The sequence below is a fragment of the Denitrobaculum tricleocarpae genome (assembly GCF_007004665.1).
In the GTDB taxonomy this organism is placed as follows: domain Bacteria; phylum Pseudomonadota; class Alphaproteobacteria; order Kiloniellales; family Kiloniellaceae; genus Denitrobaculum; species Denitrobaculum tricleocarpae.
Genome location: NZ_ML660055.1, coordinates 57,546 through 71,822, shown reverse-complemented (window position 1 = coordinate 71,822; position 14,277 = coordinate 57,546). Strand labels below are relative to the sequence as shown.

Here is a 14,277-nt window from a genome sequence, read left to right as displayed (position 1 = left end):
TCCTCGTAATCCGTTCAAGGAAAATTCTATGTCTCGCAAGAAGATCGCGCTCGTAGGTGCCGGTAACATCGGTGGTACGCTGGCTTTGCTCGCCGGACTGAAAGACCTGGGAGATATCGTGCTGTTCGACGTTGTCGACGGTGTGCCCCAGGGTAAGGCACTCGACATCGCTCAGCTCTCCACCGTCGCAGGTTTTGACTCCAAGCTTGCCGGCAGCAGCAAGTACACCGCCATCAAAGGCGCCGACGTGGTCATCGTGACCGCAGGGGTCGCGCGCAAGCCGGGTATGAGCCGTGACGATCTTCTGGGCATCAACATCAAGGTCATGCAGGCCGTCGGCGAAGGCATCAAAAAGAACTGCCCGAACGCATTTGTGATCTGCATTACTAACCCGCTCGACGCCATGGTCTGGGTGCTGCAGCAGGCATCGGGCCTGCCGGCCAACAAGGTCGTGGGCATGGCCGGGGTCCTGGACTCCGCGCGTTTCCGACTGTTCCTGGCGGAAGAGTTCAACGTGTCAGTCGAGGACGTCAGCGCTTTCGTGCTGGGCGGCCACGGCGATACCATGGTTCCGATGGTGCGTTACTCGACGGTTGCCGGTATCCCGCTGCCCGATCTGATCAAGATGGGCTGGATCACCCGCAAGCGCCTGAACGAAATCGTCGATCGGACCCGCAATGGCGGAGCCGAGATCGTCGGCCTGCTGAAAACCGGGTCGGCGTTCTATGCGCCCGCCGCCTCCGCGATCAACATGGCGGAGAGCTATCTGAAAGATAAGAAGCGGGTGCTGCCCTGTGCTGTGAGCCTCAACGGACAGTATGGCGTCAGAGGCATGTATGTCGGCGTGCCGGTGGTTATCGGTGCCGGCGGTGCGGAGCGCGTCGTTGAATTGCAGTTGAACGCCAGCGAAAAGGCGATGCTGAACAAATCGGTCGGTTCTGTGAAGGGGCTGGTTGATGTCTGTAAAGGTATCATGAAGGGGACACCGGCGAAACCGGCTGCTGCCAAGGCACCTGCAAAAAAGGCGCCCGTTAAAAAAGCACCGGCAAAGAAAGCGGCCGCTAAAGCCCCAGGTAAAACCACGGTCAAGAAGGCTGTGGCGAAAGCCGCAGCAAAACCTGCGGCGGCGGTAAAGAAGGTCGCGGCAAAGGCAGCGACAACAGCAAAGGCAGCCGTGAAAAAGACTGTTGCTAAAAAGCCTGCGGTTAAAAAGCCCGCAGCGCCAAAAGCTGCTGCTAAGCCAAAGCCGGCAGCCAGAAAAGCGCCGGTTAAGAAGGCCGCCGCCAAGACGACCGCCGCCAGGAAGGCTCCGGCTAAAAAGCCTGCGGCTCCTAAGGCGGCCCCCAAGGCAGCCCCGAAGACAACACCGAAAAAGGCGTGATTTCGGATGTGGAAAATCCTTCGCAAGCTGTGCCATGAAGCCTGTGGCGCGGCAAAGGCAGCGTGGTAAGGTAAGGTTATGTCAAGGAACCTGCTTTGGAGTAACCGGTCTGCTTTACTGAAGCAGGGGCGTTTGGGCGCAACGGAGTATCCTGTTGCGTCCGGGGTCGCTGCTACGCCCGGGATCACTGCCGAGATGATTGAAGGATTTCCGCATCGCCCACTCTCTTCACAAACTATATTTGATGGCCAATGAACATTCATGAATATCAGGCCAAGAGCCTGCTCGCCAAATACGGTGTCGCGGTGCCCCGCGGCGGCGTCGCCTACACGCCCGAAGAAGCCGAGAACGCCGCGCGCGAGCTCGGTGGTCCGATTTGGGTCGTAAAATCGCAGATCCATGCCGGCGGACGCGGTGCGGGGCGGTTCTCGGACGATCCCGACGGTGACGGCGGTGTCCGGATCTGCAAATCGCTGGATGACGTCAAGGAGAACGCCCGCAAGATGCTGGGTCATGTTCTCGTGACCAAACAGACCGGTGAAGCGGGTAAGCAGGTCAAACGCCTCTATATCGAAGAAGGCTGCGACATCGCGCGTGAGCTTTACCTCGGCATGCTGATCGACCGGGCGAGCAGCCGTGTGACGGTCATGGCTTCGACGGAAGGCGGCATGGAGATCGAAGAGGTTGCCGCCGAAACACCCGAGAAGATCCTGAAGATTGCGATCGATCCCGCGCAGGGTTTCATGCCCTACCACGGACGCCAGATTGCCTTTGGCCTGGGGCTGGAGGGTAAGCAGGTCAATTCGGCCGTGAAGTTCATGATGGCGATGTACAAGTCTTTCATGGAACTCGACGCCAGCATCGTTGAGATCAATCCGCTGGTGGTGACCGGTGACGGACAGGTGATTGCCCTGGATGCCAAGATGAACTTCGACGACAACGCGCTCTTCCGTCACAAAGACGTGGCTGACATGCGCGATGAGGACGAAGAAGATCCCATGGAGCTGGAAGCCGCGCGTCACGAGCTGAACTACGTGAAGCTCGACGGCAGCATCGGCTGCATGGTCAATGGCGCCGGGCTTGCCATGGCGACCATGGATATCATCAAGCTCTACGGCAGCGAGCCGGCCAACTTCCTGGATGTTGGCGGCGGCGCGACCAAGGAGCGCGTGACGGCAGCCTTCAAAATCATTCTCTCCGATCCAAACGTTGAAGGCATATTGGTTAACATTTTCGGTGGTATCATGCGCTGCGACGTCATCGCAGAGGGTGTTGTGGCGGCTGCACGCGAAGTCGAATTGCATGTTCCGCTCGTTGTGCGCCTGGAAGGGACGAACGTGGAATTGGGGAAAAAGATTCTCGCTGAATCGGGTCTGCCGATCCTGTCGGGCGATAACTTGGCGGACGCGGCCGAAAAAGTGGTCGCCGCCGTGAAGGAGGCACATTAAATGGCAGTCCTGGTCAACAAAGACACAAAAGTCATCTGCCAAGGCTTCACCGGTGCGCAGGGTACTTTTCATTCCGAACAGGCCATTGCCTACGGCACGCAGATGGTCGGCGGTGTTACGCCGGGCAAAGGCGGCAGCAAGCATCTCGACCTGCCGGTCTTCGACACGGTTGCCGAAGCTGTCGATACCGCCGGCGCCAACGCCTCGGTGATTTATGTGCCGCCGCCCTTTGCGGGTGACGCGATCCTCGAGGCGGTCGATGCCGGCATTGAGCTGATCGTCTGCATCACCGAGGGCATTCCGGTGCTCGATATGGTCAAGGTAAAGCGCGCTCTGGAAGGTTCCAGCTCCCGCCTGATCGGCCCGAACTGCCCGGGTGTCATCACGCCGGATGAATGCAAGATCGGCATTATGCCCGGTCACATTCACCAGCGCGGCAAAATAGGCGTGGTCTCGCGTTCGGGCACCCTGACCTATGAAGCCGTTGCTCAGACCACCGCTGCGGACCTGGGTCAATCGACCTGTATCGGGATCGGTGGTGATCCGGTGAACGGAACGAACTTTATCGATTGCCTGGATCTCTTCCTGAAGGACCCCGAGACCGAGGGCATCATCATGATCGGTGAAATCGGCGGTAGCGCAGAGGAAGAGGCCGCCGAGTTCTACAAGGCGTCCGGCACCAAGAAACCTATCTGCGGCTTTATTGCCGGTGTGACGGCCCCTCCGGGACGGCGCATGGGACATGCCGGTGCCATCATCGACGGTGGCCGTGGCGGCGCCGGAGACAAGATTGAAGCCATGAAGTCTGCCGGCTTCCTGGTTGCTGACTCCCCTGCCAGCTTGGGCAGCACGATGCTGCGCGCGATGCAGGGCTAATTGGAGAGAAGAGGAGGTGGCTTGGCCGGGGCCACCCGGACCGGGCCGAGACGGAAAGATGTCACACCCGCATCCTGAAATGGACCCGTCCTACTACGGTCCCAATGCCGCGGTTATCGCGGATCTCTACTCGAAGTTTCTGGCTGATCCCTCGTCCGTGGACCAGGGCTGGAAATCTTTCTTCGGCGATCTGGAAGAGGATGCGCGCAGCCTCCTGACCGGAATGAACGGTGCGGCGGCACCCGATGCGGCGGCACCCGGTGCGGCGGCTCCGGCTGCTGCACCCTCTCCGGTGGTGGGCACCAACGGTGTGACACCGGCGGGCGGGATCACACCTGCCGATGTCCGGGCCGCGACCTTGGATTCCATCCGGGCGCTGATGCTGATCCGGGCTTACCGGGTCCGCGGGCACCTCGAAGCCAAACTGGACCCGCTCGGTCTGAAGCCGATCGAGCCGCATCCGGAACTGGATCCCAAGACCTACGGCTTCACGGACAACGACCTGGACCGGCCGATCTTCATCGACCGCGTGCTTGGTCTCGAAACCGCCACCTTGCGTCAGATCGTCGAGGCAGTGCGCAAGACCTACTGCGGCACGATCGGCGTGGAGTTCATGCATATTCAGGATCCGGCGCAGAAGGCGTGGATTCAGGAGCGCGTGGAATCGATCCACAATCAGACCGAGTTTACCTACAACGGCAAAAAGGCGATCCTAGAGCGCCTGATCGCGGCGGAAGCTTTCGAACAGTTTCTCGATAAGAAGTACACCGGCACGAAGCGTTTCGGCCTGGATGGCGGCGAGTCCATGATCCCGGCGCTCGAGCAGATCCTCAAACGCGGCAGCCAGATGGGCCTGGAGGAAGTGGTCGTCGGCATGCCGCACCGCGGCAGGCTCAATGTGCTGGCCAACTTCATGGGCAAGCCCTTCACGGCGATCTTCTCGGAGTTCCAGGGCGGTGCCGCCCACCCCGAGGACATTGGCGGTTCCGGTGACGTGAAGTATCACCTGGGAACGTCGTCCGACCGCGAGTTCGACGGCAACAAGGTTCATCTGTCCCTGACGGCGAACCCGTCGCACCTCGAGGCGGTCAATCCGGTCGTCGTCGGCAAGGTGCGCGCGAAGCAGAACCAGCGCGAGGTCCGTGACAACAAGAAGGTCATGGCCCTGCTGATGCACGGCGATGCGGCCTTTGCCGGGCAGGGGCTCGTGCCCGAGACGCTCGATCTCTCGGAACTGAAGGGATATCGCATCGGTGGCACGATCCATTTCGTGGTCAACAATCAGATCGGCTTTACTACCAATCCAATCAACTCGCGCTCTGGACCCTATTGCTCGGACGTCGCCAAGATCATTCAGGCACCGATCCTGCACGTGAATGGCGATGACCCTGAAGCTGTGGTCCACGTCGCGCGGATCGCGACCGAGTTCCGGCAGACTTTTGAAAAAGATGTCGTCATCGACATGTTCTGCTATCGCCGCTTCGGTCACAACGAAGGCGATGAGCCAGCATTCACGCAGCCGATCATGTACCGCAAGATCAAGAAGCACCCGACGACACGTCAGATCTATTCCGATCAGCTAATTGCTCAAGGAACCTTTACCCGTCAGGAAATCGATTCCATGGTTCAGGAATGGGTTCAGCGGCTGGATCAGGACTTCGAGGCATCTAAATCCTTCAAGCCGAACAAGGCGGACTGGCTGGAAGGCGCCTGGAGCGGCCTGGGCACTGCGAAGGGCTATGACGCGCGGCGTGGTAAGACGGCGGTTCCCCTGAAGACCTTGAAGGAGATTGGCGCGGCGCTCACGCGTGTTCCAGAGGATTTCAATCTGAATCGCAAGATCGCTCGTCAGCTCAAAACCAAGGAAGCCATGTTCCGAAGCGGCGAGGGCATCGATTGGGCAACCGCTGAGGCGCTCGCCTTTGGTTCCCTCGTGATCGAAGGAGCGCCGGTCCGTCTTTCAGGACAGGATTGTAATCGCGGCACCTTTTCTCAGCGGCATGCGGCCCTGATCGATCAGGAGGACGAAACCCGCTACAAGCCGCTGAAGTACATTCGCGAAGATCAGGCCCCTATCGAGATTTTCGACAGCCCGCTCAGCGAGCTGGCCGTTCTCGGTTTCGAGTACGGCTATTCTCTCGCCGAGCCGCGTGCACTGGTGTTGTGGGAAGCCCAGTTCGGCGACTTCGTCAATGGCGCCCAGATTATCATCGATCAGTTCATCGCATCCGGCGAGTCCAAATGGCTGCGGATGTCGGGTGTCGTGATGCTTCTGCCGCACGGCTACGAGGGGCAGGGGCCTGAGCATTCGTCAGGACGTGTCGAACGCTTCCTGCAGCTCTGCGCCGAAGACAACATCCAGGTCGTGAACTGCACCACGCCGGCGAACTACTTCCATGTCCTGCGCCGTCAGGTGAACCGGGACTTCCGCAAACCACTGATCATCATGACGCCGAAATCGCTGCTGCGACACAAGCGCTGCGTTTCGAAGCTCAGCGACATGGGGCCGGGCAGCTGTTTCCATCGTGTCATGTACTGCGACGACGTCCCGAGCAAGCCGAAGGATGCAAAGCAAGTCGTGATCTGTACCGGCAAGGTCTACTACGATCTGGTCGAGGAGCGTGAAAAGCGGGGGATCAAGGACGTGCACTTCCTGAGGATGGAACAGCTTTATCCTTTCCCGACAGATGCCCTCGCCATGGAGCTGGAGCCCTATCGTAACTGCGATATCGTCTGGTGCCAGGAAGAGCCGCGCAACATGGGAGCCTGGAGCTACGCTAACGAATTCATTGAAGAAGTCGCGATGGAGATGGGCTTCAAGAATCCGAGACCGCGCTACGCCGGACGTGCGTCCGCCGCATCGCCGGCGACCGGTCAGAACAAGCGCCATCTGGCGGAGCAGGCTGCCTTGATCGATGACGCGTTGACGATTGGCCGCAAGCCGATGGGACGTATCGCGGCCCGTAAGGCCGCTGCCGCTAAGCAACCTGCCGCGAAAAGCGGCAAGAAATAACTGTTGGCGGCGGAAGGGTGATCTTGAAGCCTGCCGTTCCGCCTGCCACCTGGAATATGAGACACTAGGGCGTGCATATGCGGCCCGGTAAAATGGGGTAATTGACAGACAATGCCGACGGATATTGTTGTTCCGGCTCTTGGCGAGTCGGTGAGCGAGGCCACGGTTGCGCAATGGCTCAAAAAGCCTGGCGAAGCGGTCGCGATGGATGAGGCCATTGTGGAGCTCGAGACCGACAAAGTCACTCTTGAGGTCAATGCATCTGAGGCAGGTGTGCTGGCTGAGATCGTGGCGGCAGAAGGCGACAACGTGGAGGTCGGGGCATTGCTCGGACGGATCGGTGAAGGCGGCGGTGCCGCTGCCGAGGCCCCCGCACCTGCTGCCAAATCCGAACCGGCGACACCTCCTGCCGCTGAAGCGGCGCCCGCTGCGCCTTCGGCGCCCACGGGCGGTGCCGTGAATGGTGGTGAAGCCGTCGACGTGATCGTGCCGACTCTGGGTGAGTCGGTCACTGAAGCGACAATTGCTCAGTGGATGAAGAAGGTTGGCGATCCGGTTGCCGCGGATGAGGCGCTGGTCGAACTCGAAACCGACAAGGTGACTCTCGAGGTCAATTCGCCCAGCAACGGCACGCTGACGTCAATCGTTGCCGAGGAGGGCGCCACGGTTGGTGTCGCCGCGATCCTTGGTGTCGTGACCGCCGGTGGCGCCGGAGCGTCCGCACCTGCGGCGGCATCTGCTCCTGCGACACCTGCAGCGAGCGCACCTGCGGCAGCCCCCGCAGCATCAAGCCCAGCCGTCGCGCCGGCTTCTGACCTGGATCCCGGCTCAGCGCCGCGGAGCGGTTCGAATGGCGGAATCACCAAGGCAGATGTGGTTTCGTTCCTGACGGCCAATACGCCGCCAGCAGCAATGACCCTTTCCCCCGCCGTGCGGAAGCTGATCGACGAGAACCATCTGAATCCGGGACAGATCAAAGGGACCGGCAAAGACGGCCGGATCACCAAAGACGACGTTCTAGCCTTCATGGCGAACCCGCCGGCGCCGCCCGCAGCAGTCGCTACGGCGCCCGTTTCCGCACCCGCCGCTGCAACACCCGCGGCGGGAGCCCGCGAGGAGCGGGTCAAGATGACCAAGCTGCGCAAGACCATTGCGCGGCGTTTGAAGGATGCGCAGAACACGGCTGCCATGCTGACGACCTTCAACGAAGTCGACATGAGCGCCGTGATGGCGCTGCGGGCTCAATACAAGGAAGGTTTCGAGAAAAAGCATGGCGTGAAGCTGGGCTTTTCCTCCTTCTTCACCAAGGCTGTTGTGGCAGCCTTGCAAGCCTTACCTGCAGTAAATGCACGGATCGACGGCGAGGAAATCGTCTACAATCACTTCTATGATGTAGGCATGGCGGTCTCGACGCCGAACGGCCTGATGGTTCCGGTCATGCGTGACTGCGATCAGAAGTCTTTCGCAGATATCGAGAAGAGCCTGGGCGAACTGGCCAAGAAGGGCCGCGACGGCAAACTCTCGATGGATGAGATGAGCGGCGGGACCTTTACCATCACCAACGGCGGTGTCTTCGGGTCCATGATGTCGACACCGATCCTGAATATGCCACAGTCAGCAATCCTGGGCCTGCACAAAATCCAGGAGCGCCCCATGGCGGTCAATGGCCAGGTGGAAATCCGGCCGATGATGTATCTGGCACTCAGCTACGATCATCGCATTATTGATGGCCGTGAAGCCGTGACCTTCCTGGTGAAGGTGAAGGAAGCCATCGAAGATCCGCAGCGGCTTTTGTTGGATATGTGACGCAGGTTGCGTTGTGAAAATAAAAGCTTTGCGCCCCGGAGAGTAGGTCAGCGGCGATGGATGAGAGAAAGCTGACGCGCTTTTTAGACGTCAATAGCGATGCGGAATACGAACTGGACCTGCGTGGCCTGGATCTGCCTCATAGTGTGGCCTCGATCGACCGGATGGTGGAGCGGCAGCGTTTTCGTGATGATGCCAGGTCCGTGCGGATCGGACTTGAGCCCGCCAGCGCCGGAAGCGGCGAGACTCTCTTCGGACCGATTGGACGCCATCTTGTCGAGCTGATGAAAAAAGGCCTCGTTGCAAAGACCCGTCCGATTGCCAATATCGATGGCGGTGGGTTTCGGGTCGAGTTGCCTGCTGGTAAAGCGCCCAGGGAAGAAACTGCTTCGGATCCTGAACCCGTCGGTTCAGAACCGGAAGACTGAATGAGTTGTTGAGAGGAAGCCAAGAGTCATGAGTGATCAGGAATACGATCTTGTCGTCATTGGCGGCGGTCCGGGTGGATATGTTGCGGCCATCCGTGCGGCACAACTCGGCATGAAGACGGCCTGTGTCGAAAAACGCGGTGCATTGGGCGGAACCTGCCTGAACGTCGGCTGCATTCCCTCGAAGGCTCTGCTCCAATCCTCTGAAAAGTTTGCAGATGCGAACAAGCATTTTGCCGAGCATGGCGTGAAGCTGGGTAAAATCGAACTCGATCTCAAGGCCATGATGGGACGTAAGGATAAGGTGGTTAGCAATCTGACCGGCGGTATCGAGTTCCTGTTCAAGAAAAACAAGATCACCTACATCAAAGGCGAAGGCTCCATCCCCAAGGCTGGTGAGGTGGCTGTCAAGTTGACGGACGGCGGCAACGAAACGCTGAAGGCCAAGAAGATCCTGATCGCAACCGGTTCCGAAAGCACGCCTCTGCCCGGTCTCGACATCGATGAAAAGCAGATCGTAACCTCGACCGGCGCACTGGAACTCGGCAAGGTGCCGAAATCCATGGTGGTGGTCGGTGCCGGGGTCATCGGTCTGGAACTCGGATCGGTCTGGTCGCGCCTGGGGGCCGAGGTTACCGTGGTCGAGTTCCTCGACCGGATCCTGCCGGGCATGGATGGCGATATCGCCAAGCAGACCCAACGGGTGCTCACGAAACAGGGTTTGAAGTTCAAGCTTGGTAAAAAAGTGACCGGCGCGAAGAAAACCAAGACCGCCGTGACCTTGACCGTCGAGCCCGCAAAGGGCGGCGATGCCGAGGAAATCAAAGCCGATGTGGTGCTGGTTTCCATTGGCCGCCGGCCCTACACGGATGGCCTGGGGCTGGAAGAACTGGGTGTGAACAAGGATAATCGCGGCATCATCCAGGTGAATGAATCCTTCGAAACCAATGTGCCGGGCATTTATGCGATCGGCGACTGTGTGCCCGGCCCTATGCTCGCCCACAAGGCGGAGGAAGAGGGCACGATTTGCGTGGAAATGATGGCCGGTCAAAGCGGACATATCGATTACAATCTCGTACCCGGCGTCGTTTACACTTGGCCCGAAGTCGCCTCGGTCGGCAAAACCGAGGAGCAGTTGAAAGAAGACGGCGTGGACTACCGGGTCGGAAAGTTTCCTTTTACGGCCAACAGCCGTGCCCAGGCCATCGGCGATACCGACGGACTGGTCAAGGTCCTGGCCGACAAGGTCACGGACCGGGTTCTGGGCGTTCACATCCTTGGCCCTCTTGCCGGTGATATCCTCGCCGAGGCTGTGATTGCCATGGAATTCGGCGCTTCCGCAGAAGACATCGCCCGGACCTGTCATTCACATCCCGGGATGGGCGAAGCCGTCAAGGAAGCCGCGCTTGCGGTCGATGGCAGACCGATCCACATTTGAGGCTGGCTTGTCAGTGGGCCAAGTGGCTGGCCAATCAGCGGGCCGACAGCCTGCTTGATACGAAATGAGTCCGGTTGGACTGATCGCGGTCTTCGTCGTTTCGCTCGTGCTGGTCATGCTGAGCAACGCGAGCTTTCCGGCCTTGATCCCGACCTTTCAAGCGGAATGGCGTCTCTCCAATACTGAAGCCGGGTGGATCAGCGGCATATACTACGCCGGCTACGCGGCGGCTGTGCCGTTTCTGGTCAGCCTGACCGATCGCGAAGATGCCCGTTCCATCTATCTCTATTCCACCGCGCTCAGCGCCATCTCGGCTCTGGCCTTTGCCCTTTGGGCGGAAGGCTTCTGGACGGCGATGGCTTTGCGTGCCCTGGCTGGCGTGAGCCTGGCCGGGACCTACATGGTCGGACTGAAGATCCTGACCGACCGCATTTCAGGAAGGCTTCAAAGCCGGGCCATTTCCCTCTATACGGCGCACTTTGCCATTGGAAACAGCCTGTCCGTTCTGATGGCCGGCGAGGTCACGCTCCTGGCCGGCTGGTCCTGGGCTTTCGGCGCGGCGGCGGCGGGAAGTGTCATCGCGTTTCTGCTGGTGTTTTTGACCGTGGGTCCATCCGCTCAGCCGCGCGGACAGCAGAAATTGCGCGATATTCTCGATGTCCGGCCTGTCGTGAGGAACCGGCCCGCTTTCGGTTACATCCTGGGCTACGCTGCGCACATCTGGGAACTCTTCGGTTTTCGCAACTGGATCGTGGTGTTCCTGGCTTTTTCGATCTCGCTGCAGCCGGACCAGACCTGGGGATTCAATGCCACACAGGTGGCGACCGTGGTCCTTTTGCTGGGACTGCCCGCAAGCGTTATCGGAAACGAACTGTCCTTGCGATTCGGCCGGCGCCGGGTGATCACGGTCATCATGCTCTGCTCCGCAGCGCTTGCTTGCACACTTGGGTTCACGGCGGCCCTGCCCTTCGGGTTTGTCGTTCTCTTGTGTGGGCTCTACGGCCTGACGGTCACGGGCGAATCCGCGTCGCTGACGACCGGGGTGATTCAGAACGCCGAAGGGTCGCGCAAAGGGGCAACCATGGCCCTGCAATCCCTTTTGGGCTTTGGTGTGGGCGCGATTGCGCCCCTGGCTTTTGGCGTTGTACTCGATCTTGCGGGAGGAACGGGTGAGATCCTGGCCTGGGGTCTTGCCTTTGGGCTTCTCGGATTGGGGGCCGCCCTTGGACCTCTTGTTCTGCTCCGCCTGACGCGGCAGGCTCCATCGCCTGCCTGACCCTAACTCTATTTCTTCTGTGCTCTCGGGTGGGCCTGATCATAGGTTGCCAGAAGACTCTCGACGTCGACATCGGTGTAGCGCTGGGTGGTCGAGAGCGAGGCGTGTCCCAGGAGTTCCTGGATCGCGCGCAGGTCGCCACCGCCCGCCAGAAGGTGGGTGGCAAAGCTGTGCCGCAATGCGTGTGGCGTGGCGGTGCTCGGCAGTCCGAGCAGGCCGCGCAAGGATTGAATGCGTTTCTGGATCACGCGCGCGCTCATGGGACCGCCGCGCACGCCCCGGAACAAAGAGTCATTGCCGGTGAACTCAAAGGGACAGGACCTGAGGTAATCCGCGATCGCCTCGGTCACGACGGGCAACAACGGCACCATGCGCTGTTTGTTGCCTTTGCCGGTGATGACCATGGTGTCCTGACCGCGTCCCGGCGCGTCGGCAAAAGTCAAACTCAAGGCTTCGCCGATTCGCAGTCCGCAGCCGTAGAGCAGCAGCAACAGGGCGACGTCCCGGCGGGCCACCCAAGGTTCGTCGGAGAGTTCGCCGATCGTGTTCAGCGTGTCCTGCGCCTCGCTGGCGCTCAAGGCTTTTGGAATCGATTTTGGAACCTTGGGACGGCGCAACAGGGCCGCGGCGGTATTGTCGGCCAGATCTTCTTTTTTGAGCCAGCGGAAGAAGCTGCGGATCACGGAGACGGCGCGGGCGTTCGAAGACGCTTTGATGCCTCCGCCAACGCGCTGTGCCAGCCACGCGCGGAAGTCGGCCGTGGTCAGTGCGCTCAATCTGCGCAGGTTCGGCAACTCGCCATGGTGCGCCGCCTGAAAGTTCAGGAAATGGGCGAGATCGGCGGCGTAGGCGCTGACCGTATGGGCCGAGAAACGCTTTTCTTCGCTCAAGAATCCAACCCAGGACTCATAAGCGGCCCGCAGATCGGCGGCGACGTCAAGCCGTGCGGCCTGCGCGCGCACGAGAGCATATAACTCGGATGCGTCGGGCTTTCCGGCTTTGACGCCGGTTATTCCGGCAGGCTCAGCCATGCCCTGAAGGTGTGTTCGATCACCTGAGCCAGAAAGCGCAGAAGTTCGGTTCCCTGTCCCGGGTCGAATTGATCCGATTGCCGGGATCCCAAGGCCAAGAGGGCGGGCGGCGCTTCGGAACTGATGTTGAGCCTGATCAGCGCGTCGGAACGCACCAGCCCCGCTCCCGCGCCGAAAATCGAGGGATCACCGTCGATATCGTTACGCAGCAGGATGTTTTGAGTCGGTCCGAAGATCTCGTTGACTATGCCGGATTGCAGGCTCCGCACGCCGGCCGGCGGTTGGTTCTGGCCTTCGCCCTGGGTGTGTTCGACTCCCAAGGCGACCACGTCGAGATCCAGAACGATCGCAAGGTCGGTGGTTACCGTCTCGACGAAGTGTTCGAAGCTGCGTGCCGCCAGGAGCGAGACAATGGCTTCATGCGTGCGGCTCTGGGTGGCCATATTGTTGCGGACATTGGCGACCAGTTCGTCGCGGCTCGCTTCCATCTCAGCCAATTCGCTGCGCAGACGTTCGACCATAAAGCGCTGAAGGTCGACGACTCCGTCACCCTGGTCTCTGCCGGGAACCTCGATTTTTTCCAGTAAGGCCGGATTGCGGGCGAGAAATTCTGGGTGTTGGCGCAGGTACTGCGCCACCCGGGCAGCCGTCAGCGGCGCGTTCTCGGCGGCTTTCTCAGAGGCGGTTTTCTCCTCTGTACCCTTTTTTGGGGCCGCGTCGCGTGGGTTACCGGTCATTTTGCTCCGCTTCATTCTGTTCGAGCCGAATTCTTTCTGCGCGGTGGATCTTGCGGGTTGCCTCCCAGCTTCCCGCGGAATCAACCGATCAGTTCACAGCCAGCTTATCACAAGATTGACTGACCGGTCTTGGCCCAGTCTGCCAGAAAGGCAGATAGGCCTTTATCGGTCAGCGGGTGATTGAACATGGCTTTGAGGACACCGGGCGGGATGGTGGCAACATGCGCGCCCATCTTGGCCGCTTCGATCACATGGGCTGGGCCACGTACCGAAGCAACCAGGACCTGAGTGTCAATTGTGGGATAGGCGTCGTAGATCTCGACGATATCCGAAATAAGCTCCAGTCCATCAATCCCGATGTCGTCCAGGCGGCCAACGAAAGGGGAAATGTAGGTCGCGCCGGCCTTCGCCGCGAGCAGTGCCTGAGCTGCGGAGAAACACAGCGTTACGTTGACCTCGGTCCCGGCGTCGGAGAGAACCTTGCAGGTTTTCAGGCCGTCCGGGGTCAGGGGCACCTTGACCGCCACGTTCGGCGCGATGGCGGCCAGTTTCCGGCCCTCCGTCAGCATGGTTTCGTGATCCGTCGCAGTCACTTCGGCACTGACCGGTCCCGGAACAATATCGCAGATTTCCGCCACGACCTCGAGGAAATCGCGGCCGGTCTTGGCCACCAGAGAGGGATTGGTCGTGATCCCGTCGACCAGGCCGGTAGCGGCAAGTTCGCGGATTTCCGCGACGTCTGCCGTATCGATGAAGAACTTCATGCTCCGCTGCGCACCTTTCTGTATAGATACGCGGCGAGGGAGCTTGTCATGGCTTCTTCGACGCGCAAAATTGTTGTCT

At 60.1% G+C, this 14,277-nt stretch carries 10 protein-coding genes and 1 pseudogene; 8 read left to right on the top strand and 3 right to left on the bottom strand.

The window, feature by feature from the left end; genetic code table 11:
- Positions 1–28 precede the first annotated feature (28 nt).
- From mdh to FKG95_RS12640, 8 genes and pseudogenes are all read left to right on the top strand, one after another.
- Positions 29–976 (top strand): annotated as a pseudogene (gene mdh, locus FKG95_RS12675) (malate dehydrogenase); the annotation flags it as partial.
- A gap of 656 nt (positions 977–1,632) precedes the next feature.
- Entirely contained in the window at positions 1,633–2,829 is a 1,197-nt protein-coding gene (gene sucC / locus FKG95_RS12670) for an ADP-forming succinate--CoA ligase subunit beta (RefSeq protein WP_142896757.1), read from the top strand.
- Positions 2,830–3,705, top strand: coding sequence for a succinate--CoA ligase subunit alpha (gene sucD, locus FKG95_RS12665; protein WP_142896756.1), 876 nt, complete (start codon positions 2,830–2,832; stop codon positions 3,703–3,705).
- Positions 3,706–3,763: 58 nt separating this feature from the next.
- Positions 3,764–6,718, top strand: a complete 2,955-nt coding sequence (locus FKG95_RS12660; RefSeq protein WP_142896755.1) for a 2-oxoglutarate dehydrogenase E1 component — start codon at positions 3,764–3,766, stop codon at positions 6,716–6,718.
- 111 nt (positions 6,719–6,829) lie between these two features.
- Positions 6,830–8,524, top strand: a complete 1,695-nt coding sequence (gene odhB / locus FKG95_RS12655) for a 2-oxoglutarate dehydrogenase complex dihydrolipoyllysine-residue succinyltransferase (protein ID WP_142896754.1) — start codon at positions 6,830–6,832, stop codon at positions 8,522–8,524.
- Positions 8,525–8,580: 56 nt separating this feature from the next.
- Positions 8,581–8,952 (top strand): hypothetical protein, encoded by a 372-nt coding sequence (locus FKG95_RS12650; protein ID WP_142896753.1) that lies wholly within the window; start codon positions 8,581–8,583, stop codon positions 8,950–8,952.
- A gap of 28 nt (positions 8,953–8,980) precedes the next feature.
- On the top strand, positions 8,981–10,390 hold the full coding sequence (gene lpdA / locus FKG95_RS12645) for a dihydrolipoyl dehydrogenase (protein ID WP_142896752.1): 1,410 nt from the start codon (positions 8,981–8,983) through the stop codon (positions 10,388–10,390).
- Positions 10,391–10,454: 64 nt separating this feature from the next.
- The gene (locus tag FKG95_RS12640) at positions 10,455–11,666 is read left to right on the top strand and encodes an MFS transporter (protein WP_142896751.1); all 1,212 of its coding nucleotides are present in this window, start codon (positions 10,455–10,457) and stop codon (positions 11,664–11,666) included.
- A gap of 8 nt (positions 11,667–11,674) precedes the next feature.
- Here the strand turns inward: FKG95_RS12640 and FKG95_RS12635 are convergent, their stop codons facing one another.
- The 3 genes from FKG95_RS12635 to fsa all read right to left on the bottom strand — a co-directional run bounded on the left by FKG95_RS12635 (position 11,675) and on the right by fsa (position 14,198).
- Positions 11,675–12,697, bottom strand: a complete 1,023-nt coding sequence (locus tag FKG95_RS12635; protein ID WP_142896750.1) for a tyrosine recombinase XerC — start codon at positions 12,695–12,697, stop codon at positions 11,675–11,677.
- The gene (locus FKG95_RS12630; RefSeq protein WP_142896749.1) at positions 12,676–13,434 is read right to left on the bottom strand and encodes a DUF484 family protein; all 759 of its coding nucleotides are present in this window, start codon (positions 13,432–13,434) and stop codon (positions 12,676–12,678) included. Before FKG95_RS12630 ends, FKG95_RS12635 begins: the two co-directional genes overlap by 22 nt.
- A gap of 107 nt (positions 13,435–13,541) precedes the next feature.
- Positions 13,542–14,198: a fructose-6-phosphate aldolase gene (gene fsa, locus FKG95_RS12625; RefSeq protein WP_142896748.1), complete on the bottom strand. Its 657-nt coding sequence runs from the start codon at positions 14,196–14,198 to the stop codon at positions 13,542–13,544.
- Positions 14,199–14,277 lie beyond the last annotated feature (79 nt).